This is a genomic window from Pseudonocardia kujensis, from assembly GCF_021283305.1.
Classification (GTDB): Bacteria; Actinomycetota; Actinomycetes; order Mycobacteriales; family Pseudonocardiaceae; genus Pseudonocardia; species Pseudonocardia kujensis.
The window spans coordinates 51765-74796 of the sequence record NZ_JAJSOK010000033.1 but is presented as its reverse complement, the minus strand read 5'-3'; the positions used below and the strand labels follow the sequence as shown (position 1 = coordinate 74796).

Here is a 23032-nt window from a genome sequence, read left to right as displayed (position 1 = left end):
CTCCAGCGACGGCACGTCGGTCACCTCGGGCCGCGGGTCGTACCCGACGACCTCATGGCCCGCCGCGCGCACCCGGTCCCGCATGTTCCCGCCCATGCGGCCCAGGCCGATCAGTCCGAGTTGCACGACCAGCTCGCTCCTGTCGAGATCGAATCCACCGGAACTTCCTTCGCCGGTTGGCCGCGGAGGGTGCGGTGGCGGCGGATGAGCGCGGCGGTGGAGGCGTCGAGTGCGGAGTAGTCCGGGTCGTCGCCGTAGAGGGCGGGGCCGAACTGGCGCGCCATCACCTTGCCCAGCTCCACGCCCCATTGGTCGAAGCTGTCGATGCCCCAGATCGTGCCCTCGACGAAGGTCTGGTGTTCGTAGAAGGCGATGAGCTGGCCCAGCGTGGACGGGGTGAGCTTGGGGGCGAGGATCGTGGAGGTGGGCCGGTTGCCCGGCATGACCTTGTGCGGTACGACGTCGGCCGGCGTGCCCTCGGCCTCGATCTCCTGTTTGGTCTTGCCGAAGGCGAGCGCGGCGGTCTGGGCGAACAGGTTGGACATGAGCAGGTCGTGCATGTCCGCCCCACCCTCGCCGGGCAGGTGGTGGTTGGGCTCGGCGAAGCCGATGAAGTCCGCCGGCACGAGCCGGGTGCCCTGGTGGAGCAGCTGGTAGAAGGCGTGCTGGCCGTTGGTGCCGGGCTCGCCCCAGAAGATCTCGCCGGTGTCGTAGCCGAGCACGGGGGTGCCGTCGGCGCGCACGGACTTGCCGTTGGACTCCATGGTGAGCTGTTGCAGGTAGGCGGGCAGGCGGTGCAGGTATTGGGAGTAGGGCAGCACCGCGTGGGTCTGGGCGCCGAAGAAGTCGGTGTACCAGATGTTGAGCAGCCCGGCGATCGCCGGGAGGTTCTCGGTCAGCGGGGCGGTGCGGAAGTGCTCGTCGATGGCGTGCATGCCGGCGAGGAACTCGGCGAAGCCCTCCTGGCCGATCGCGACCATGAGGGAGAGCCCGATCGCGGAGTCGACGGAGTAGCGGCCGCCGACCCAGTCCCAGAAGCCGAACATGTTGGCCTCGTCGATGCCGAACTCGCGGACCTTCTGCGCGTTCGTCGACACGGCCACGAAGTGCCGGGGGATCGCCTTCTCGGCGGGGACGTCTCCCGGCAGGCCGTCGACCAGCCAGGTCCGGGCGTTGCGGGCGTTGGTCAGCGTCTCCAGCGTGGTGAAGGTCTTGGAGGAGACGATGAACAGCGTGGTCGCCGGGTCGAGGTCGCGGGTGGTCTCGGCGAGGTCGGTCGGGTCGATGTTGGAGACGAACCGGCACTCGATCCCCCGGTCCGAGTAGTCCTTGAGTGCCTCGTACGCCATCACGGGGCCGAGGTCCGAGCCGCCGATGCCGATGTTGACCACGGTGCGGATCCGCTCGCCGGTGGCCCCGGTCCACTCGCCGTCGCGGACGCGGGTGCTGAACTCGCCCATCCGGCGGAGCACGGCGTGCACGTCGGCGACGACGTCCTGACCGTCGACGTTCAGCGCGGCGTCGTTCAGCGCGGCGTCGTTCAGCGCGGCGTCGGCGGGCAGCCGCAGCGCGGTGTGCAGCACCGCCCGGTCCTCGCTGGTGTTGATGTGGGCGCCGGCGAACATCGCGGTGATCCGCTCGGGCAGGCCCGCGGCCTGGGCCAGCGCGACCAGCTTGGGCAGTGTCTGTCTGGTGATCCGGTGCTTGGAGTAGTCGAGGACGAGGTCGGCGCCCTGGACGGTCATCGCCTCCACCCGGGCGGGGTCGGCGTCGAACAGCTCGCGCAGGTGCGCCGGCTCGACGGCCGCGTGGTGCTCGGTCAGGGCCGCCCACTCCGCGGTCGCGGTGATGTCTCGAGGGTTGAGACCGCGCTCACCCACGTCCGATGGCCCCTTCATTGGCCTGGCGGATCTCTGTGCTGTCCTGCGTTGGCAACGTCTCATCGATCAAGGTTGGAGTTCCTGCCTCTCTGGCCGGCGACGTTCTTCTGTAGGTAGCAAAGGCGCGAGCTGGCAGCCCAGCAGGGCGTACGCCCAACCAGAGCCGGCTGTTCGGCGGTTCTCGGCTGTTCAGGGAAGCGAGGCGCGCGTCGACCTCGGTGTCAACCCGGCAGACGAAGAACGACGCCACCGAGATGATCGACGACTGCGGGCGGCTGTTCGCCTGCGCGCGCTTGCCAAACCTCCGGAGAAGACGTCGACGACCGAGGCGTACCGGTCTGTGGAGAAGGTCAACGGAGCGTTCACACTGATTTCTCGGGTTCCTCGGGCCGGCACTGCCCTGATGGCCGGGTTGCTGGCTTTGGTGCCGAGATCTTGGTCATCGCTCCGAGGCTGCTACCGGCATCTTTGGTTGAGGGTCTCTCGTTCTCCGGCTCCAGCCGCCACTTCGCTCGGCGGAGGTCGGCTCACAACGCTTGATCGAGAAGCTGCCGGGGTACCGAGGGACCTCATCTCATGACGCCTATCGGTGCTCGCCGCGCACGTCCTCGGCCAGCCCTCGCAGCACGGGCAGCATGTCCTCGCAGAACTGGGTCAAGTACCGCTCCTGGTCAGGGCCGGGGCCGTGGAACACCAGGTGGTTGAGCCCGGCGTCGAGATAGGGCTTGACTTGCGCCACTGCCTCGTCCGGGTCGGAGGCAACGATCCACCGCTTCGCCACTTGCGCGATCGACAGCTCGTCGGCCAGGCGCTCCATCTCCACTGCCGAGGACACCGTGTGTTTCTGCTCCGGAGTCAACGAGAGCGGGGCCCAGAACCTGCAGTTCTCCGACGCGACGTCCGGGTCCCGGTCGTAGGACATCTTGATCTCGATCGTCCGGTCGATGTTTGCGGGGTCTCGGGACTCGTGCTCCGCGCCCTCGGTCACCGCCGGCATCAGCTTGTCGGTGTAGAGCTCCATCCCTTTGCCCGACGTGCAGATCATGCCGTCTCCGACCCGGCCGGCGTACCTGGCAACCTGGGGGCCGCCCGCGGCGATGTAGACCGGCACGGGCTTGTCGGGGCGGTCGTAGATCGAGGCGTTGACCAGCGTGTAGTACTCGCCCTCGAAGTCCACCACGTCCTCGGTCCACAACGCCCGCATGAGCCTGACCGACTCGCGCAGGCGCGCGTAGCGTTCCTTGAACCCGGGCCACTGCATGCCCGACACCGCGACCTCGTTGAGCGCCTCACCAGTGCCCGCGCCAAGGACCACCCGGTCCCCGGTCAGCAACGCCATCGTGGCGAACGTCTGCGCCATGATCGCCGGGTGGTAGCGGAACGTCGGCGTGGTGACCGATGTGCCGATCAGCACCCGCTCCGTACGTTCTCCCACTGCTGCCATCCACGTCAGCGCCGAGGGCGCGTGCCCGCCCTTGTGCCGCCACGGCAGGAAGTGGTCTGACACCCAAACCGAGTCCAGACCCAGTTCCTCGGCCCGTACGGCGTACTCCACCAGGTCCCGCGGGCCGAACTGCTCCGCCGAGGCCTTGTACCCGATCTTCAGTTCCACGCCGGTCCTTCGAAGGTCTGTCGATCCGTGGATCCGGATGAACCCGACGGGGCGAACCCGAGGACGGACGCGTCAAAACGGCTGTACGACTCGTACCGGAGCAGCTCGTAGAGACGGGACCTGGTCAGCATCTCCGGAAGGAGCCCGGCGAGCGTGCCCTCGGCGCGGAGGACGGCGAGGGCCCGCTCGGCCGAGCCCATCGCCAGTCGCAGCAGCGACACCGGGTAGATCGCGAGATCAACCCCCGCGGACTCGAGCTGGGTCGCAGTGAAGAGCTCGTTCTTCCCGAACTCGGTGACGTTGGCCAGGATCGGCACGTCGACGGCGCGGCGGAAGGCCTCGTACTCGTCGAGCGAGGCCAATGCCTCGGGAAAGAGCATGTCGGCGCCCGCGTCGACCAGTGCCTTCGCCCGCTCGATCGTTGCCGGGAGTCCGGCGCAAGCGCGCAGGTCGGTGCGGGCTATCACGAGGAGGCCGGGGTCACTCCGGGCGGTGACCGCGGCTCTGATCCGGCGCACCGCAGTAGCGGTGTCCACGACCTCCTTGCCGTCGAGATGGCCGCAGCGCTTGGGGTTGACCTGGTCTTCGATGTGCAGGCCGGCCACGCCCGCATCCTCGAGTGTCTGCACGGTCCGGGCCAGGTTGACGACCTCGCCGAACCCGGTGTCCGCGTCGACGATCACCGGCAGCTCCGTCACTCGGGTGATCTCCCGAACCCGATTCGACACCTCGGTCAGCGTGGTCAGGCCGATGTCCGGCAGCCCCAGCTCGGCTGCCATCACGGCGCCGGAGGAGTAGACACCGTCGAACCCCTTCTCCTCGATCAGCGTCGCGCTGAGCGGAGTGAAGGCGCCGGGCAGTTGCAGCATCCGGTTACCACTGAGGGCCTCCCGGAGATGTCGGCGCCGGGCCTCCGGGGTCACAGGCTCGCCGCCGTGCCCGGTTCGAGCACACGGAACTCGGTCCCGGCGGGCTTGAGGTTCTCGAGATACGTGTAATAGATCGACGGGCGGGAGAGCACTGCCTCGTGCATCGGGAACGCGCGGGTCGGGCGGACGGCGCGGAGGTAGTCGACGGCGTCGCCAAGGCTTTGCCACGGGCCGGAGACCGGCAGGGCCAGCAGTTCCACGTCTACCGCGGGAGGGGTGAATTCGTCGCCCGGGTGCAGGAAGCCGCTGCCGGTGAAGTAGAAACCGACGTTCGGGATCCGGTCGACGTCCGGGTGAATCTGGGCGTGGGTGCCGCCGACCACGTCGATCTCGGCCCCACCTATCGTGAACCGGTCGCCGGGACGCACGACCTGGGTGCGCACGCGTAGCGACTCCGGGACGTCTGCGGCAGTCGTTCCCTCGACGACCAACGTAGCCTGCGGACTCGCCTTGAGCATCGCCTCGACGGCCGCGATGTCGAAGTGGTCGAAGTGCTTGTGCGTGATCAGTACCGCATCCAGGTCGGTCAGCTCGGTGTGGCCCTCCGAGAACGTCCCCGGGTCCAGGAGCACTCGCGCTCCGTCGGTCTCGACCAGCAGACAAGCATGTCCGAAATGTGTGATGTCCACGTTCACCCCTTCCGCGATGGTTGCATGTGGTGCATCGCGTTGCTTATATTCAGTCGCGCCGCAGGGTCTGTCAAGGCGGCCGGCGTTCGACGAAGGGGTGGAACTCTTGGCAGGACGTATTGCGATCATCACTGGTGCGGCCGGCGGGTTGGGCCGGGACATCGCGGTCGAACTGGCGCCTCGCTGTGCCGGACTGCTGCTGGTCGACCGTGCGGAGTCCGGCCTGGCGGAGACCGCCGCCCGGGTCACGGGATCCGGACGCCCGGTCGTCACGCACGTCGCGGACCTCACCGATTCCGACGCGGCCGAGAAGGTCGTCGCGGTGGCGGAGGAGCGGTTCGGCGGAGCGGACGCTCTGGTGAACAACGCCGGCATCGTGGAGTACGAGGAGTTCCTCGCGACCTCTCCCGCACTGTTGCGCAGGCTGCTCGCGGTCGACGTCGAGGCGGTGTACCGGATGACCCAGGCGTTCGTCGGGTCGCTGCGAGCGCGGGGCGACGGCGGAGCGGTCGTCAACCTCGGGACCGGTCACGCCCTCAGTGGCGTCGGCGGGACCTCCGCCTACGCTGCAGCGAAGGGCGCGGTGCACGCCCTGACCCGGGCTCTCGCCGTCGAGCTCGCCCCGTTCGGGATCCGGGTCACCACCCTCGCCCTGGGCACAACAATGACGGACCGGGTGCGGAACGACCTACCCGCAGGCCTGATCGAACGGCGGATGGCCCAAATCCCACTCGGCCGCGGCGCCGAGCCAGCAGAAGCGGCCCGCGCCGTTGCCTACTTGCTGGACGCCGAGTACGCGACCGGCACCGAACTCGTCCTCGACGGCGGGTTCACCGTCTTCGGCGACCGCTGACCCCCAACCTCGAGGAGATCAACCATGAAGATGACCGGAGCCGAGATCCTGACGTCGATCCTGGCGGATGCGGGGATCTCCGTCGTCGCCGGCATCCCCGGACACACCGTGACCGACTTCGCGCTCGGTGTCGGCGCCCGGGAGAAGGACTTCACTCGCCTGCTCGTCCGACACGAGGCGACCGCGACCTTCGCCGCGGACGTGCATTACCGGGTCAGCGGCCGGCTGATGGCGCCGTTCACCCACGCGTTCCCTGGCGCGCTGAACGGCCTCACCGCAGTCGCCAACGCCTACGCCGACTACTCGAGCATGCTGCTCGTCACCGGCAACACAGCGTCGGTCGGCATCGGACGCGGCGGCTACCAGGAACTCTCCCGGCAGGTGAACGACGACCTGACCCAACTGATCCGACCCGCGGTGAAACGGGTCTGGCAGCCCCGTACCGCCGCCGACCTCGCCCAGAACGCTATGGCCGCCCTGCGTACGGCGACGACCGGGCGGCCGGGACCGGTGGCGCTCAACGTGTCGCAAGAGATCTGGTCCCAGGTGGTCGACGTGCCCGGTCCGCCGAACCTGCGCGGGTTCGTCAAAGACGCCAAGCCCCGCCCGGACGCACAGAGCGTCGACGCCGCCGCGCGCCTCCTGGCGGAGGCCGAGCGGCCGGTCATCCTGGCAGGCAACGGCGTGAACCTCGGACGGGCCCGGGCGGCCCTGCGGATCCTGGCCGAGACCTGCGGCATCCCGGTCGCGACCACCGCCGCCGGCAAAGGCGCCTTCCCGGAGAACCACCCGCTGTCCGTGGGCGTTGCGGGCTGGGTCGGCACCGGCACGGCCAACGAGGCCGTCCGGTCCGCAGACCTGGTGCTGGTACTCGGCGCCCGATTGGCCGAGACCACAGCCAGCTCGTGGCAACCGGGCGCGACGTTCGCCGCGAACCCACGGATCGTGCACGCCGACATCGACCTGGCCGGGGTGGCCAACGCCTACCCGATCGAGGAGGCGCTGATCGGCGACCTGGTGTCGACGCTGGAGGACGTCCACGGGGCGCTCAAGGGCGCGGGTTCTCCGGACCGCTCCCGCTGGTACGCCCACCTCGACCGGGCCAGGGCCGAGTGGCTCGCGGTCGCCGCGGCCTCGCAGGCAGGCGGGGGGGTCGGCGCGATCGGCACCGGCGCGGTCGTGCAGGCACTTCGCCGCGCCTTCCCCGGCGCGATCTCGATGGTCAACGACTGCGGCAAGCACCACAAGTGGGTCGTGCAGCAGCTCGAGGCCCGCGAGGATGACCAGATCATCAGCAGCATGGGCGGCGCCTCGATGGGCATCGGCCTCGCAGGCGCCATCGGCGCCGCGATCGCCCGTCCGGACGTGCCGACGATCGCGTGGCTGGGCGACGGCGGAATGGCCATGTCGCTGGCCGCGCTGCCGACCGTAGCCGAGTACCGGCTGCCGATCGTGACCGTGGTGATCGACGACGCGTCGTACGGTGTCGTGCACAACACGCAGGTCGCGGCAGTCGGGCGGCACGCCTTTGCGGACTTCGACGGCTCAGGGGACAACCCCGACTACCGCCTGGACTTCACCCGCGTCGCCGAAGGTTGCGGGATCCCTGGACGCACCGTCGCCGACCCCGCCGACCTGGACGCCGCCTTCGCCTGGGCGGCAAACCTGGCCGGTCCCGCCGTGATCACGGTGCTGTCGGACATGAGCTCGGTGCAGCCGTCGGGTGGCGGGACGCTGAGTCCGCTCGCCGACAACGCCCCGCAGCTGGCATGGTCGGGGCGATGAGCGAGGTGGATGCCGTGGACGTCATCGTGGTCGGGGCGGGGAACGCGGGGCTGCTCGCGGCCCTGTCGGCCCGCGGGGCCGGGTGCGAGGTGCTGCTGGTCGAGGCCTCGGACCGGGCCGAACGCGGTGGCAACAGCAGGTTCGCGAGCGGCGTGTATCGGGTGGCACACGCGGGCGCGGCGGACCTGAAGGACCTCGTGCCGGACGACCAGGCCCTGCCCTGGGACCGGATGGAGATCGAGCCGTACCCGGTCGAGCGGTTCCTCGAGGAGGTCGTCGGACCCGCCCAGGGTTTCGCGGACCCGACGCTGATGACGGACGTCGCCGCGCAGTCCCTGAACGTCGTGAGCTGGATGCGCGACCACGGGGTCCGCTGGTCGCTGGCGATGTCGAAGCTCCCGGAGTCCCTGCAGGCGGGCCAGACCGTTCGACTCTCGCCCGGCGGCGAGCTGATCGCGGAGGGCAACGGCCTGGCGCTCGTGGAGTCGCTGTTCGCCCGAGCCGAGCAACTCGGCGTGCGGATCGTCTACGGCAGCCCGGTCGTTGATCTCGTGACGAGCGGCCGGACGATCACCGGCGTGGTACTCCGACATGCGGACCGGGACGAGACGATCACCGCGCCGGTCACGATCCTCGCCTCCGGCGGCTTCGAGGCCAGCGCCGAGGCCCGGCTGCGCTACCTCGGAGCGGGCTGGGACCTCGTCAAGGTCCGCGGCTCCCGCCAGAACACCGGCCTGCTCCTGGACCGCGCGATCGCGCACGGCGCGGGCTCGGCAGGACACTGGAGCGGCGCCCACGCCGTGCCCATCGACGCTGACGCGCCCCCGGTCGGGGACCTCGACGTCGGCGACTCGACGGCCCGCTACTCCTACCCGTACGGCATCACCGTCGACCGCACCGGCGTGCGATTCCTCGACGAGGGCGAGGACGAAATGCCGTTCACCTACGCCGAGATCGGCCGCAAGATCCTCGGCAGACCAGGCGCCTCGGCCTACCAGGTCTTCGACGCCGCCGGCACCGAACTGCTCGAACCCCGCTATGCCACGGCGGTGCCGGTCGAGGCCGACACGATCGAGGGTCTCGGGCGCGCGCTCGGCCTGCCTCGGCTGACGGACACCGTGCGGGACTTCAACCTTGCTTGTCCCGGCGGCCGCTTCGACCCTTCGCGGTTGGACGGCCTGGTGGCAACCCCGCACGGGCAGCCCCCGAAGTCGAACTGGGCCCGCCCGCTGGCTACCCCGCCCTTCCGGGCGTACCGCGTGACCTGCGGGATCACGTTCACTTTCGGCGGTCTCGCCGTGGACACCTCGGCCCGGGTGCTCGCACCGGACGGGCAGCCGATCCCGGGGTTGCTCGCCGCGGGTGAGATCGGCGGTGGGTTCTTCGCGTTCACCGTGCCCAGCGGTAGCGGGCTCACCCGGGGCGCCGTGCACGGACGGACGGCGGGACGCACTGCCGCCCGACTCGTCTCCCGCCTATGAGGCCCGTCGAGCTGACTCTCGCCCGTGGCGGGACCAGCCGCGGCCCCGTCCTCCGGTTCGACGCCGCACCTCCCGCCGGCCCCCAGCGTGACCGATTCGCCCGGGCCGTCGTACTCGGCTCCGGTGCACTCGCCGACGGGCTGGGCGGGGGCACCGCGACCACCGCCAAGATCGTCCTCGTCGGCCCCGGGGACGACGACGGTCTGGACTACCTGGTGGGCAATCTCGATCCGGCCGGGGACATCGTCGACTGGTCCGGGACCTGCGGGAACATGACGGCCGCCGTCGTGCCGTTCGCTGTCGCGGACGGGCTGTTGCCTGCCGGGACAGCGGACGCCCGACTCCGTAACGTCGCGACCGGTGGCGTGATCGAGGTCGAGGTGACCGACCCAGGCGTGCTGGACCGGCCGGGCGAGGAGGTCCATCTCACCACGACGTATCTCGACCCCGGCGGAGCCGTGCTCGGAGCGACACTGCCGACGGGGTCTGGGTGCGACACGCTCTTCGTGGACGGGGATTCGGTGGACTGCACGATCGTCGACGTCGCTCACCCTTATCTCCTGGTACCGCGAGCTCAGGCGCAGGGGCGCCTCGAGCGGGTCCGGGCCGCCGCATGCGTACGGCTCGGTCTCGTCGACAGCCCGTCGGACGCGGCACGGCTTTCCGCGGCAGTGCCGCGACTGGTCCTGCTACACCCCGAGCCGGCTGGCGCGGATCTGCGGATCACGGCTGTGTCCATGAGCCAGCCGGTCGCGACGGTCCCGGTGACCGCAGCGCTGGCGCTGGCCGCCGCTGCCAGGATCCCCGGCACCCTCGTCGACGGACTTGGCTCGGACCAGGGGCTGCTGGTGGCTGGTCCCTCCACGACCCTCTACGCCCGTGCAGACACCGACGGCCGTACGGTGCTTTCCGCCTCGGTCGACCGCACTGCGCGGATCCTGCTTCGCGGTCGGACGTGGGCGTGAGGCTCGAGAACGTCACGCGGTCCACGATCTCGTCATGGCCGCCCACAGCACGACAGTGCGGATGGCGGCGGTCCTGCGAGGCCTCGCGAAGAGCGCGTTCCCGGCGTTCTCCGCGAGGTCCTGCCTTCCATGGAGCGGCGGGCCACACGGCCATGCCGCCGATGGTCCGTCGGGGTCCTCGGTGACGTCTCGCCGAAGAAGAAGGGGGTGAAGTCCTTCTCCGCCCCATGCAGCGAGGCACGGACGGTGTGCAAGTGGCCTCCTCGGTGGGTGCAGGGCGCGGCTGGTGCTTCCGTGGTTGATACAGCCGATGTCGCCGCATCAGGGCTGCAACGCGAGTACCCACGACGCTCCCGTCGGGCGGGGCGTTGTGCCTGGTGTCGCACCTCCTCACGAGTGCGGTGCGATGTAGGTCTCCCCGAACCTCGCCAGGGCCCCCGGCAGGTCGTCCGGGTCGAAGAGCATCGCCGGAACGGTCACGCGGTCCACGCCGAGCTCCTCGAGCCGGTGGACGATCTCGGGGTCGATGTTCTCGGGATCCCGCGTCCAGCGGGTGGTGATCTCGATGTCACCGGGGTCGCGGCCGGCCTCGACGGCGGTCTGGCGGGTCCGGGCGATGAGGGCGGCGAGGCGGTCCAGGTCGCCGTAGCCCGCCGGGAAGAAGCCGTCGGCAATTCGACCGGCTCGGGCTGCCGCCGTCATGGAGAAGCCGCCGATGTGGATCGGCACCGTCTTGTTCGCGGGCCGGGGCTGGCAGACCACTCCGTCGAAGCGAACCGACTCGCTCGCGTAGGTCGCAGGCTCGCCGGTCCACAGAGCCCGGAGCGCGGGGATCGCCTCGCGCAGCCGCCGCCCGCGGGTGTCGAAGTCCGCGCCGAGGACCTCGAACTCCTCACGGCACCAGCCCACACCGACGCCGAGGATCAGCCTGCCGCCGGTCAGTCGGTCGACCGTCGCGGCCTCCTTGGCAGTGATCAGCACGTTCCGCTGGGGGAGGACGAGGATCGCGGTGCCGAGCTTGACATGGCTGGTGGCGGCGCCGACCCAGGTCAGCCAGGGGAGGGGGTCGGCGAGCGGGTGGTCCACGGGAAAGGGGAACTCGCCGCTGGCAGTCTCCGGGTAGACCCGCTCGTAGTAGGTCGGGATGACCGCGTGGTCCACCGTCCAGAGCGACTCGAAGCCCGCCTGCTCGGCTGCCACCGCCATCGTTCGGGCCTCGTCGGGATTCGAGGTGGGGCCGATGTTGCCGTGGGTGAGTCCGAACTTCATGATCGTCGAGCTCCTCTCGTGGGGGACGGCGCATGTCCCGTGGTCACGCGGTGGTCAGGCACCACAGTTGTTGGACACACCCGCAGGTCCGTCACTCCGGTGCGGTGCAGGGTCGCGATGAGTGCGGACGGAATACCGCAGAGCCCGAACCCGCCGACGGCGAGCGTGGCGCCGTCGCCAACTGTGGCCAGGGCCGCCGCCGCTGAGATGACCTTGTCCATGCCGCTTCTCCTACCGGCTTCCGCTGCGGAGATAGACCGTCTTGACGCGGGTGAAGAAGTCCCGCGCCGACTGGCCCATCTCCTTGTGCGGGGTTCCCGAGAGCTTGAAACCGCCGAACGGGACGTGGGGGTCCGCGCCCGTCGACTCCGAGTTGACGTGCAGCACCCCTACGTCGAAGCGGTCGAGGGCCTCGAGCACACAGTCCAGGTCGCGGGTGAACAGGGAGCCAGAGAGGCCGAAGTCGCTGTCGTTCGCCTCGGCCAGCGCGTCGTCGAGGTCGTCCGCCTCCATGATCACGACCAGCGGCCCGAAGATCTCCGTCCTCGCGAGCTCGTGGCCCGCGGGCAGGCCGCGGACGAGCATCGGCGAGACGAAGTAGCCGTCCTCGGCCGCGCCCGCAACGCCGCCGGCGAGCAGCTCGCCGTCCCGCCGGGCGCGTGCGGCAGCGTCGGCGAGCTCGTCGAACTGCCTACGGGTGGTGACCGGGCCGACCTCCACCGTCGCATCCAGAGGATCGCCGACCCGCAGCAGGGCCACGGTGTCCTGCAGCATCTTCGTGAACCGCTCGGCGACCCCACGCTGGACGACGACCCGGCTCGTCGCGGTACACCGCTGCCCGGACCACCCCGTGGCCGCGGCCACGATCTGCTCCGCGGCAAGGTCGAGATCGGCGTCGTCGAGCACGATCGCCGCGTTCATCCCGCCCATCTCGGTGAGGACCGGGATATGCCGAGCCGCGGCGGCGTGCTCGATGGCGAGCCCGACCGCCGTCGAGCCGGTAAAGGTGCAGGCCTTGATCACGGGCGCCTCCAGCGCGCGGGACGCGGCCGAACCGCCCCCCAGCACCATGTTGCAGACGCCCGCGGGGAGGCCGGCGTCGGCGAGAGCCTCCATGAGGTGGGTCGCGACGAGCGGCACGTGTTCGGACGGCTTCCACACCACCGTGTTGCCGTGCACCAGCGCGGGGGCGATCTTCCACGCCGGGATCGCCAGGGGCACGTTCCACGGGGTGACGACCAGCGTGGGGCCGACGGGAACCCGGTGGGTAAGGATGAGCTCCTTCGGTCGCGGTGAGCTGTAGCTCTCGCCGAGCGATTGCACGGCGTCGTGGGCGAAGAAGTCCAGGATCGACGCAGCGCGTTCGACCTCGCCGCGGGCCACTCCCGCGATCTTGCCCTGCTCGGCGGTGAGGTCCGCGGCGATGCCCGCGGCGCGCTCCCGCAGCAGCACGGCTGCACGACGGAGATACTGGGCCCGCTCGTGGATGTTCTCCCGAGCCCACCCCACGCTCGCCGCCGAGGCTGCAGCGACCGCGGCGTCGACATCTGAGTCCGTTGCGAGCCGCCACCGGGCGACGACGCGGGTGGGCACCGCCGGGTCGATGCTCTCGCACGGCCGCCCGCCACCAGGACGCCAGATCCCGTCGATGTAGTTCCTGAGGTCGTTCATGCCCTCCCCGTCCCGTTGCGGTGAGCGTGACCGACGACGGCACCGACGGTGGGCCACAGCGGTCGGTCCGGCGAGTCCGTCCTGCCCACGGTTCCCGCTCTTACCAGCCGGTCGATGTCGTCGGAGGTGTAACCGAGCTCGGCCAGGACGGCCAGGGTGTCCGCCCCGGCCGGCCGGGGGGCGGGTCCCACGGTGCCCGGTGTGCGGCCCAGCGCGACGGGGATACCGATCCCGCGGTAGTCCTCCCGCTCGACCACCATCCCGCGGTGTTGGACCTGCTCTGCCGTGAGCGCCTCGGCGATGCTGTGTACCGGCGAGGCCGGAACGCCGCGGGAGAGCAACACCTCGGCGAGCGTCTGCCGAGGATGCTCGGCGATCAGAGGGCGGAGGAGGCCCCGCAGGTCGTCGACATGCCGCAGCCGGTCGCGGTTGGTCCGGAACCGCGGATCCGCGGCGAGCTCGGGAGCACCGAGCACTTCCACCAGCACGGTGAACTGCCTGTCGTTGCCCGCTCCGATGAAGAGCGGCCCGTCCGCGGTGGGAAAGGACTCGTACGGCGCAATGGTCGGGTGGGCGTCCCCGGTCCGCCGACCCTCGCTCCGGTCCGCGAGCCACGCGCCGGAATGTGGGTGCAGCAGGCTGATCGCGGTGTCGAGCAGCGTGAGGTCGACCAGCTGGCCCCGCCCGGAGACCCGCCGCTCGTGCAGCGCGAGCAGGATGCCCGAGAAGGCCAACACGCCCGTGACGACGTCGACGACCGGCACTCCGATCCGCAGTGGTCCGCCGTCCGGCTCGCCGTTCACGCTCATCAGACCGCCGTAGGCCTGCAGCACCGCGTCATAGCCGGGAAGGCCGCCGAGCGGCCCGTCCGTCCCGAAACCGGTGATGCGACAGTGGATGAGCCGGGGGTAGCGCTGCTCGAGGACCTCGCGGCCCCACCCCCACCGCTCGAGGGTGCCGGCCTTGAAGTTCTCGACGACCACGTCGGCGTCGGCGAGGAGATCCTCGACGACCGCGCGCCCCTCGACCCTACCGAGGTCCACGACGACGTTCCGCTTGTTCCGGTTCAGGTTCGTGTAGTACGCCGACGTCCCGTCCGGCAGGAACGGAGGCCCCCATTCCCGCGTTTCGTCGCCACGCGGCGCCTCGATCTTGACGACCTCCGCGCCGTGGTCGGCCAGCATCTGTCCGCAGTACGGTCCCGCCAGCACCCGGGACAGGTCGAGAACGCGCAACCCGCCCAGGCTCCCCGTCCCCATCAGTACGACCTCGGGAGACCGAGCACGTGCTGGGAGACATAGTTCAGCACCATCTCCTGGCTGATCGGCGCGAGCCGGAGCACGCGGGACTCCCGGAAGTAGCGCTCGACGTGGTACTCACGGGCATAGCCCATGCCCCCGTGCGTCTGGATTGCGCGGTCGGCGGCCTGAAAGCCGGCGTCCGCACACAGCCATTTCGCCATGTTCGCCTCCTTCCCGCACGGCAGCCCGTTGTCGTAGCGCCACGCAGCGGTGCGGGCCATCAGCTCTGCGGCGTCGAGTCGGGTCGCAGCCTCGGCGAGGGGGAACGCGATGCCCTGGTTCATCCCGATCGGCCGATCGAACACGATCCGCTCCTTCGCGTAGCGGATCGCCTTGCCCAAGGCGGCCCGCCCGATCCCCAGCGCCTCGTGGGCCAGCAGGATCCGCTCGGGGTTCAGCCCGTCCAGCAGGTACTGGAAGCCCTTGCCCTCCTCCCCGACGCGGGCGGACGCCGGGACACGGAGGTCGTCGATCGCCACCTCGTAGGAGGACACGGCATTGCGGCCCATCTTGGGGATGGCGCGCAGCGTCACCGCGTCGGACTCGATGTCGACCAGGAAGAGGCTCATGCCGTCCGTGGGTTTCGCGACCTCGTCGCGCGGCGTGGTCCGGGCGATCAGGACCATCTTCTGGGAGTGCCCGGCCTTGGTGATCCAGACCTTGCGTCCATTGATCACATAGGAGTCGCCGTCGCGCCGCGCGAAGGTGGAGATGCGGGTTGTATCCGTACCGGCGTCGGGCTCGGTCACACCGAAGCACACGTGCAGAGAACCGTCCACCGCCCCGGGAAGGATCTCCTTGCGCATCTCCTCGCTGCCGTGCTTCACGATCGTGTTCAGGCCGAAGATCGTCAGGTGCATCGTGCTGCACCCGTTCATTCCTGCGCCCGAGGCGGCCACCTCCTCGAGCAGCAGGGACGCCTCGAGGATCCCCAGGCCGCCGCCGCCGTACTCCTCCGGGATCGCGATGCCGAGCCAGCCGGCCTCGGCGAACGCCGTGTAGAACTCGTCCGGGAACGCGCAGCGCTCGTCGTGTTCCGCCCAGTACTCGTCCGGGAACCGGCGGGCGAGGTCTCGCACGCCCCGGCGGATGTCCTCCTGGTCCTGGCTCAGCCGCAGGTCCATGCTCTCTCCTTCTCGACGATGATGCGGGCGTGGGCGAGCAGGGGGGCGTCGATCATCCGGCCGCCGAAGCGGAAGACCCCGCCCCCGGCCTCGGCTTCGGTCGCCAGCACCCCGCGGGCCCAGCTCAGCTGCTCCGGTGTGGCGGCGAAGGCCGACCGGATCGCCCCGACGTGATCGGGATGGATGCAGGCCTTCGCCGCGAACCCCGAGTCCGCCGCGTCACGAGCTGCCGCGATGAGTCGCTCGACCGCCCCGATGTCCGGCTCGATGGCGTCGATCGCGGGCTTGCCCGCCGCGCGCGCCGCCAGCAGGGTAACGGACCGGGCGTACTCGACCACGGCGAGCAGCCGACCTGTGTCGTCCCGGCTGGATCGCCCGCCGAGGTCCGCAATCAGATCCTCGCCGCCCCAGAACAGGGCGACGCAGTGGGGGACGGCGGCAATCTCCGTACAGTGGGCGATCCCTGCCGCCGTCTCGCACAGGGCCACGATCCGGAGGTCCTCCAGGCCGGCGAGATCGGCCGCGGAGGCGACCTTGGGCAGCATCACCGAGCCGACCCCGGCCGCACGCATTGCGGACACGTCCGCCTCGTGCCACGCGGTGCCGGTCGCGTTGACCCGAACGATCGCCCGGTCGCCGAGGCGGGCCGCAGCCGCGGCGACCGCCTCCCTGGCCTCGTGCTTGCGCTCCGGTGCGACTGCATCCTCCAGGTCGAGGACGACGACGTCCGCTCGGGAGGCGGCCTTGTCGAACCGGTCCGGACGGTCGCCCGGGCAGAACAGGAGCGCGGGTCCATGTCGGAGGAAGGTCATCGCGCCAGCTCCGGCCGTCTCCGCATCAGTGCCGCGCGGCCTGCGGTCGCGACGACCTCGTCCCGCTGGTTGACCGCGGTGTGCACGAACTCGACGATCCCGGCGTCGTCGCGGGACCTCGACAGGCGCTTGGCGGCGACACGGCTGGAGGCGTAGAGGGTGTCCCCGACGAACACCGGGCGGGGGAAGTGGATCTCGGTGAACCCGAGGTTCGCCACCGTGGTGCCCTGGGTGAGCTGCGTGACGCTCAGCCCGACGAGGGTCGAGAGCGTGAACATGCTGTTGACCAGGCGTTCGCCGAACTCGGTCGCCGCACTCGCGGCCGCGTCGAGGTGCAGGCTCTGCGGGTTCATCGTCAGGGTCGAGAAGAACGTGTTGTCCGCCTCCCCGACGGTCCGGCCAGGGCTGTGACGGTAGAGCACTTCCGTGTCGAGCTCCTCGAAGTACAGACCGCGCTGAACGATCGAGATCGTCACCTGGTTCACCTACCAACTTCCTATATGAGAATAGCAATTCGGATATAGCGAGATGGTAGGAGGCGCCAGGCGCTGGGTCAACCAGGAGTGGATGCTGCTAGCCTCCGTATATACGAAGCGCGGATCGGGGTGCAGCGGATGGACACCAGCGCCAAGGAACACCGGACCGTCAGCCGGGTGGTGGGAATCCTGGAGGCGGTGGCCGCACGGGGACCGATGCGGGTCCATGAGATCAGTGCGGAACTCGACGCTCCCAACACCTCCGTGTTCGGGCTGGTGAAGGGTCTCGTGGCCACGGGATACCTGAGCGAGGAGCCGGACGGCTACCGATTGGGACCGGCGCTCGGCGCGCTCCTGCTCCCCGCCCGGCCTGATCTCGAGTCCGCGGCGGCGCCGGTGATCTCCGAGCTCCGCGACACCTTCGCCGAAACCGTGATGGTGGGGGTGGCGGTGGGGGATTCGCTCATCTACCTCGCCTCCGCCGAGTCGCCGCAGCGGATCCGGTACGCAGCCCCGTTGCAGATGCGCCGCCCGCTGTACCCGCCGAGCGCGGGCAAGGTCCTGCTCGCCCAGCGCTCGGAGAAGCGCCGGGAGCGCTACCTGGCGTCGCTCGAGCTGACGGACGAGCAGCGCGCGGCGGCGACGGAGGAGCTCAGAACCGTCCGCGAGCGCGGTGTCGCCTTCAACCGGGGTGAGACCCTGCCCGACGTCTCCGCCGCCGCGCGCCCGATCCGTTCCGCCGGAGACGTGGTGGGCGCCCTTGCGGTCGCAGGCCCCACCCCTCGCATAGAGCCGAGGCTCGAGGAGATCGCTCATGCGCTCGTCGACGCGACCGCGGAGGTGGCCCGCCGGCTCGGCCGCGACCGCCCCCGGTGACGCCCGTTCACGACGTCGCCCCCGGGCCGGCCAGTAGCGTCTGGCCGAGTCCGCAGTCGACGGCGAGCACCTGGCCGGTGACTGCGCGAGCGCCGGAGGACAGCAGGTAGACCACGGCGTCGGCGATCTCGCCGGGGTCCGCGAGTCGGCCCAGGGGTGCGCGGCGGGCCTGGGCCGCCCGGTACTCGACGGGCTGGGCCCGGCGCAGCATCGGGGTGAGGGTCGGACCCGGCACGACCACGTTGACCCGGATCCCGTCCGGCCCCCACTCCACGGCCAGCTGTCGCGCCATCGAGATCAGCGCGGCCTTGCTCGGGCCGTAGCCACCCCCGGCGGGATACGCGGAGAGACCGGAGAGCGAAGCGACCGCGATCGCGGCGGGTGCCGGGCTCCGTCGCAGGTGCGGGTACGCCGCGCGAGCCAGATGGATCATGCCGTCGACGTTGACGGCGAAGGACCGCCGCCAGCTCGAGGCGGTCACCTCCGCGAGCCTGCCGGGCAGCACGACCCCCGCGCAGCCGACGACGAAATCCAATCCCCCGAACGCCTCGACGGACGCCTCCACGGCGGCGTCCACATCGGTCTGCACGGTGACGTCGGTCCGGATCCTTCTCGCGATGTCCCCGGCCGGCTCGATGCCGGAGGCAAGGTCGTCGGAGGCAAGGTCGTCGGAGGCAAGGTCGTCGGAGGCAAGGTCGCAGCCGACCACCGTGCATCCCGCGGCGACGAGCGCCCCGCAGACGGCCGCGCCGATCCCGCCGGCGGAACCGGTGACCAGCCCGACTCGCCCCGCGAAGGATTCTGCTCGCAGCCAGGTGCTCATCGGTCAGGGACGATCAGGATCGTCGACGGCCTCGTCGTGCCACGACGTGAGGCCCAGCGAGACGGCGAGGTGGGTCAAGTCGCTGGCGGACACTGCGCCGTGCCAGTGCCGTTCGCCCGGCTCCGACCAGACGAGGTCGCCTTGCTCGACGCGCTGCCGGTCGCCGTCCTCGTTCACCACCCAGCCCGTCCCGGCGGTGACGAGCAGGAGCTGCCCGTGCTCGTGGGTGTGCCAGAAGGTGCGTGCCCCCTCGAGGAAGGTCACCGAGTTGACCGCCACCCGGTCGCCTCGGTGGACGGGTGTGAGGAGCACGTCTCCGGTGAACGTGGGCCCGGGCGGAGGCTGCCCGGAACCCTTTCCGCTTCGCAGGATGCGCATGGCGTCCTTTCGGTGGTCAGTGGCCCGTGAGGCCTTCGAGGTCGGCCTTGAGCTGCAGCGCGAGGTAGCGCGAGAAGATCCGGTTCTGGGCGAGGCTTCCCGCGTGGAACCAGAGTCCCGGCTGTGCGGTGGGCTTCCAGATGTTGCGGAGCTCGCCGCCCTCGTCGAAGCCCCACACCGGACCCACCCGGTCTGCCACGTCCTCCCCGAAGTGGCGCCGGACGAACTCCTCGTGACCCTTGAACCCCGTGGCGAGGATGATGGCGTCGGCCTCTTCTGTCGAGCCGTCGCGCAGCTGCAGCCCGGCGGGGCCGACCCGTTCGATGTCGTGGTTCTGGCGGACCCGCACCTTCCCCTCGACGATGAGGTCCGAACAGCCGACGTTGATGTAGTAGCCCCCACCGCGCCGCATGTACTTCATCTGGAAGCCGGTGCCGTCGTCCCCGATGTCCGTGCGGAAGCCGGCCGCCTCGAGGCCGTCGATGAGCGGCTTGTCGTCGGCGGCGATGCGCTGGGTCAGCTCGCGATAGGTGTCGACGAGGACCGGGTAGCCGATCGAGGCGAAGATCAGGTCGCAGTCCTCCGTCGGGAGGCCCTCCGTGTAAAGGCTGTACACCCGTTGTGCCGAGGGTTCCACCTGGACGATCGTCGTCGGGCTGCGCTGCACCATGCAGACGTCCGCGCCGAAGTTGTGCAGGTCCTGTGCGACGTCGTGACCGCTGTTCCCGGTACCGTAGACGACGACGCGCTTGCCCGCGTAGCTCGATCCGTCGGTGTACCTGCTGGAGTGCAGGACGGGCCCGCTGAAGGACTCGAGCCCCGGCACCTCGGGGACGTGCGGGATGCCGCTGACGCCCGTGGCGATCACGACGTGCCGCGGATGCAGCACCCGGGCGGCGCCTGCCCGGTCGACCGTGACCGTCCAGGTCCGGGCCGTGTCGTCGTAGGCCGCGTGCGCGAGGCTGGTCTCCGTCCAGACGTTGAGCTCCATGCTCTCCGCATAGCTCTCGAGCCAGTCGCCCAGTTTGTCCTTCGGGATGTAGATCGGCCAGGTGTCGGGGAAGGGGAGGTAGGGGAGATGGTTGACCCACACCTGGTTGTGCAGGCAGAGCGAGTGGTAGCGGTTCCGCCAGTTGTCCCCGACACGCTCGGCCCGGTCGACGACCAGGGTGTCCACCCCGAGCTGTCCCAGCCGGGCGGCGATCGCCAGTCCGGACTGGCCGGCCCCGACCACGAGCACCTCCGGTTCGGTGTCGCGGTAGGCCGCCGCAGCGCGACGATCGTCCGCCCAGTTGGGACCGCCGAAGCTGCGGAGGTAGCGTCGGCCGCTGGGGCGACGGTCGCCGAGGGCCTCGCCGTGCCCGTCGAGCTCGTGCAGGGCGGTGAGCACCGCGATCGCCCGCGGTCCGGTCGGACCGGGCACCAGGCGGACGACACCCTCGCCGCGCCCCGCCGGGGCGCGAAACTCGAGCAGCGCCTCGATCGAGCGCACGCCGCCCCTGGTCACCCAGCGCGGAGCGGGCGAGGGACGGAGCGCGAAACCGGTCAGCGGAGCCTCCTTCAGTCTCTCGCCGAGACCGTCCCAGATCGCCGCCTGGCCGTCGAAGGTGCGGATGTCCCATGTCAGGCAGACGATGTCCCGCCAGACGCAGTCCTCGTGGAGGAGGTCGGTCGTGGCGCTCAGGTCCCCGTGCGCCAGCGCCTCGCCGAACGCCGTGAGCCAGCCCTCGACCGTCGCGGTCGGTTCGGTGCCGGGCTGTTCCTCGTCGGGCTTCATCTCGTCCTTCCGTCCGGGGTGGGTGTGGGGTGCCGAGGACGCGCTCATCGGTTCAGGAGGCGGCTCGGGTTGTGCACGAGCATCTGTTCGATCTGCGCGGGCGAGACGCCCGCGGCGTGCAGCGCCGGCACGACGTCCTGCTGGAGGTGGGTGTAGACCCAGTGGGGCATCACCCGCTGCTTCACCGCGGGGTCGAAGTTGTGGGTGAAGCAGGACGCGTCGTGGGAGAGCACCATCCGCTCGGCGTAGCCCCGCGCACAGAGCCTCGCCACGGTGTCGACACGGTCGTCGAAGGGGAGCAGGATGTCCATGCCGAACCTGTCCATGCCGATGGTGCACCCGGCGTCCATCAGCTCGGTCAGGTAGTCCGTGTCCGTGGTGTCTCCGCAGTGGCCGATCACCACCCGGCTGAGGTCGACACCCTCCTCCCGGAAGATCGCGAGCTGGTCGAGCCCGCGGCGGGTGCCGGCGTCCGTGTGCGTCGTGATCGGCGCGCCGGTCTCGACGTGGGCGCGGGCGCTCGCCCGGAGGATCCGGTCGACACCCGGTGTCACCCCGGCCTTGTCGGTGGCGCACTTGATGATCGCCGCCTTGACCCCCGTGTCGGCGATGCCCTTGGTGAGGTCCTGGACGAAGAACTCCGTCAGCAGCTCGGGGCCGTCGATCAGCAGGCCGGGGCCGCGAAACTTGAAGAACATCGGCACGTCGTCGTACGCGTAGAGCCCGGTGGCGACGACGATGTTCAGATCGACCTGTGCCGCCACCCGCTGGACGAGGGGGACGTCGCGGCCGAGACCGAGGACCGTGAGGTCGACGATGGTCCGGATCCCGGAGGCCGCGGCGGCGCGCAACTTCGCCACGGCATCCGTCAGCCGCTCCTCCTGGTCCCAGCGACCCGGGTAGTTCGCCTCGATCTCCCGGTCGAGGACGAAGATGTGCTCGTGCATCAGGGTGGGCCCGAGGTCCTCGGGCGGGATCGGCCCGCGCACGGTCTCGATCATCTGTACAAGCCTCCGAAAGGGGTCAGGTTGCGAGCACCGGGCGCTCGCGGAACCAGAGGTAGCCGGCCGCCGAGCAGGCCGCGGCGACCACGACGATGAGCGCGGGCGCGGCGGCCCAGCCGGTCGCGGCCACAAGGGCGGTGCTCACGAAGGGTGCGGCGCCGCCGAAGAGGGCAGCGCAGACACCCCAGGAGATGGAGAACGCCGTGCTGCGCGTACGCGTGGTCAGGACCTCGAAGATCGTCCCGAGGGCCAGCGCGTTCTGTGCCGAGTAGACGAGGGTGAGCAGGAGAATCCCGGTCAGCGCGATCCCGAGGCCGCCGTGGCCGCTGATCAGCATGAAGCAGGGGACGACCATGCAGGCGACGACGACGCTCGACCACAGTCCGAGCCCCCGCCGCCCGAAGCGGTCCGCGGCGTAGCCCCAGATCGGCGTGCAGATGAGGAGGAACACCAGCCCGACGAGTGTGAGCAGCAGACCCTCGGAGCCGCTGAACCCGACCTCACGGACGAGGTAGGCGGGCAGTTGGATGTAGATGGTGTAGAAGCCGGCGGCGAACAGGGCGCCGAGCAGGAAGCACTGCGCCATCGCCGTCCTGGTTGCGGGGTCGGAGAACGTCGACCTGACCGGGTTGGCCGAGACGGTCCCCTCGGCCTGCAGAGCGCGGAAGGCGGGCGTCTCGTCGATCTTGAACCGGATGTAGATGCCGACGGCGGCGAGGGGGAGGGCGACCACGAAGAGGATGCGCCAGCCCCAGGCCTGCATCAGCGCCGGCCCGAGGCTCGCGCTGAGCGCGAAGGCCAGCACGGAACCGAACACCTGGCCCGCGGACGAGCCGCACTGGACCCACGCGAGCCTGCTCGCCCGCCGTCGCGCGGGCGTCCACTCCCCGACGAAGGTGATCGCGTTGGCCGTCTCTCCGCCGTAGACGAACCCCTGGAGCACACGGGCGGCGAGGACGGCGAGCGGGGCGGCGATCCCGATCGTCGCCGCCGAGGGGATGACGCCGATCGCCGCTGTCGCCAGCGCGATGGCGGCGATGCTGAACAGCATCACCTTCTTGCGGCCCACGCGATCGCCGATCGCTCCCAGGACGAGCCCCCCGAGCGGGCGAATAGCGAATGGGATGGCGAAAACGGCCCAGGTGATCAGCAGCGAGGCCGTGGAATTCGTGGACGCGAAGAACTCCACCGCGAGATAGGCGGCGAGCAGGCCATAGATGCCGAAGTCGTAGGTTTCCATGAAGAAACCCGCGGCACCGGAGAAAGTGGCTCGGCGCACCGTTCTCGAATCGGGCGCCGCGCGATCCGCGGCTGTGTCCGCGCGATCGCGTGGCGGTCTGTCCTCCGGGACCGCATCGAGGCTCGCCGTCGGTGACGTGTCGTCCAT

21 protein-coding genes and 1 pseudogene are annotated in these 23032 nt (G+C 70.3%); 5 read left to right on the top strand and 17 right to left on the bottom strand.

The features are described from left to right. The 5 genes and pseudogenes from LWC35_RS22220 to LWC35_RS22200 all read right to left on the bottom strand — a co-directional run. Positions 1-96, bottom strand: a pseudogene (locus LWC35_RS22220) (6-phosphogluconate dehydrogenase); the annotation flags it as partial. Between the two features lie 14 nt (positions 97-110). Continuing rightward, entirely contained in the window at positions 111-1880 is a 1770-nt protein-coding gene (gene pgi / locus LWC35_RS22215; RefSeq protein ID WP_232872114.1) for a glucose-6-phosphate isomerase, read from the bottom strand. Positions 1881-2463: 583 nt separating this feature from the next. Next, positions 2464-3492 (bottom strand): glucose-6-phosphate dehydrogenase (coenzyme-F420), encoded by a 1029-nt coding sequence (fgd, locus tag LWC35_RS22210; RefSeq protein WP_232872113.1) that lies wholly within the window; start codon positions 3490-3492, stop codon positions 2464-2466. Next, the gene (gene prpB, locus LWC35_RS22205) at positions 3483-4361 is read right to left on the bottom strand and encodes a methylisocitrate lyase (RefSeq protein WP_232872112.1); all 879 of its coding nucleotides are present in this window, start codon (positions 4359-4361) and stop codon (positions 3483-3485) included. Before prpB ends, fgd begins: the two co-directional genes overlap by 10 nt. 50 nt (positions 4362-4411) lie before the next feature. Further along, positions 4412-5050 (bottom strand): MBL fold metallo-hydrolase, encoded by a 639-nt coding sequence (locus LWC35_RS22200; RefSeq protein ID WP_232872111.1) that lies wholly within the window; start codon positions 5048-5050, stop codon positions 4412-4414. A 106-nt stretch (positions 5051-5156) separates the two neighbouring features. On the opposite strand from LWC35_RS22200, the gene LWC35_RS22195 reads away from it, so the two are divergent. The 4 genes from LWC35_RS22195 to LWC35_RS22180 are packed head-to-tail and all read left to right on the top strand — an operon-like array spanning position 5157 to position 10134. Further along, positions 5157-5903, top strand: a complete 747-nt coding sequence (locus LWC35_RS22195; protein ID WP_232872110.1) for an SDR family NAD(P)-dependent oxidoreductase — start codon at positions 5157-5159, stop codon at positions 5901-5903. Between the two features lie 24 nt (positions 5904-5927). After that, a complete protein-coding gene (locus LWC35_RS22190) occupies positions 5928-7688 on the top strand; it encodes a thiamine pyrophosphate-binding protein (RefSeq protein ID WP_232872109.1) in 1761 nt (586 codons plus the stop codon). Continuing rightward, a complete protein-coding gene (gene tcuA, locus LWC35_RS22185; protein WP_232872108.1) occupies positions 7685-9169 on the top strand; it encodes an FAD-dependent tricarballylate dehydrogenase TcuA in 1485 nt (494 codons plus the stop codon). The genes LWC35_RS22190 and tcuA overlap by 4 nt, the downstream gene beginning before the upstream one ends. After that, positions 9166-10134: a PrpF domain-containing protein gene (locus tag LWC35_RS22180; protein WP_232872107.1), complete on the top strand. Its 969-nt coding sequence runs from the start codon at positions 9166-9168 to the stop codon at positions 10132-10134. Before tcuA ends, LWC35_RS22180 begins: the two co-directional genes overlap by 4 nt. A gap of 390 nt (positions 10135-10524) precedes the next feature. Here LWC35_RS22180 and LWC35_RS22175 read toward each other — a convergent pair whose 3' ends face one another. Genes LWC35_RS22175 through LWC35_RS22145 form a run of 7 tightly spaced genes read right to left on the bottom strand, consistent with a single transcriptional unit; the run spans position 10525 to position 16787 of the window. Beyond that, positions 10525-11403, bottom strand: a complete 879-nt coding sequence (locus tag LWC35_RS22175) for an LLM class F420-dependent oxidoreductase (protein ID WP_232872106.1) — start codon at positions 11401-11403, stop codon at positions 10525-10527. Next, a complete protein-coding gene (locus LWC35_RS22170) occupies positions 11400-11624 on the bottom strand; it encodes a CoA-transferase (protein ID WP_232872105.1) in 225 nt (74 codons plus the stop codon). Before LWC35_RS22170 ends, LWC35_RS22175 begins: the two co-directional genes overlap by 4 nt. Positions 11625-11634: 10 nt before the next feature. Next, positions 11635-13074, bottom strand: coding sequence for an aldehyde dehydrogenase family protein (locus LWC35_RS22165; RefSeq protein ID WP_232872104.1), 1440 nt, complete (start codon positions 13072-13074; stop codon positions 11635-11637). Beyond that, on the bottom strand, positions 13071-14333 hold the full coding sequence (locus LWC35_RS22160; protein ID WP_232872103.1) for a CaiB/BaiF CoA transferase family protein: 1263 nt from the start codon (positions 14331-14333) through the stop codon (positions 13071-13073). Before LWC35_RS22160 ends, LWC35_RS22165 begins: the two co-directional genes overlap by 4 nt. Then, entirely contained in the window at positions 14333-15499 is a 1167-nt protein-coding gene (locus LWC35_RS22155) for an acyl-CoA dehydrogenase family protein (RefSeq protein ID WP_232872102.1), read from the bottom strand. The genes LWC35_RS22160 and LWC35_RS22155 overlap by 1 nt, the downstream gene beginning before the upstream one ends. Continuing rightward, positions 15484-16311 carry an HpcH/HpaI aldolase/citrate lyase family protein gene (locus LWC35_RS22150; RefSeq protein WP_232872101.1) on the bottom strand — a complete coding sequence of 276 codons (828 nt, stop codon included), beginning with the start codon at positions 16309-16311 and terminating at the stop codon, positions 15484-15486. Before LWC35_RS22150 ends, LWC35_RS22155 begins: the two co-directional genes overlap by 16 nt. Further along, entirely contained in the window at positions 16308-16787 is a 480-nt protein-coding gene (locus tag LWC35_RS22145) for a MaoC family dehydratase (protein ID WP_232872100.1), read from the bottom strand. Before LWC35_RS22145 ends, LWC35_RS22150 begins: the two co-directional genes overlap by 4 nt. 87 nt (positions 16788-16874) lie before the next feature. Between LWC35_RS22145 and LWC35_RS22140 the strand changes: the two genes are divergently transcribed. Beyond that, entirely contained in the window at positions 16875-17663 is a 789-nt protein-coding gene (locus LWC35_RS22140; protein WP_232872099.1) for an IclR family transcriptional regulator, read from the top strand. 7 nt (positions 17664-17670) lie between these two features. On the opposite strand, the gene LWC35_RS22135 is transcribed toward LWC35_RS22140, so the two are convergent. From LWC35_RS22135 to LWC35_RS22115, 5 genes are all read right to left on the bottom strand, one after another. Beyond that, a complete protein-coding gene (locus LWC35_RS22135; protein ID WP_232872098.1) occupies positions 17671-18486 on the bottom strand; it encodes an SDR family NAD(P)-dependent oxidoreductase in 816 nt (271 codons plus the stop codon). Between the two features lie 3 nt (positions 18487-18489). Further along, positions 18490-18765 (bottom strand): cupin domain-containing protein, encoded by a 276-nt coding sequence (locus LWC35_RS22130; RefSeq protein WP_232872097.1) that lies wholly within the window; start codon positions 18763-18765, stop codon positions 18490-18492. 115 nt (positions 18766-18880) lie between these two features. Then, positions 18881-20689 carry a flavin-containing monooxygenase gene (locus tag LWC35_RS22125; protein WP_232872096.1) on the bottom strand — a complete coding sequence of 603 codons (1809 nt, stop codon included), beginning with the start codon at positions 20687-20689 and terminating at the stop codon, positions 18881-18883. Then, the gene (locus LWC35_RS22120; RefSeq protein WP_232872095.1) at positions 20686-21642 is read right to left on the bottom strand and encodes a phosphotriesterase family protein; all 957 of its coding nucleotides are present in this window, start codon (positions 21640-21642) and stop codon (positions 20686-20688) included. The genes LWC35_RS22125 and LWC35_RS22120 overlap by 4 nt, the downstream gene beginning before the upstream one ends. Positions 21643-21664: 22 nt before the next feature. Further along, entirely contained in the window at positions 21665-23032 is a 1368-nt protein-coding gene (locus tag LWC35_RS22115; protein WP_372463079.1) for an MFS transporter, read from the bottom strand.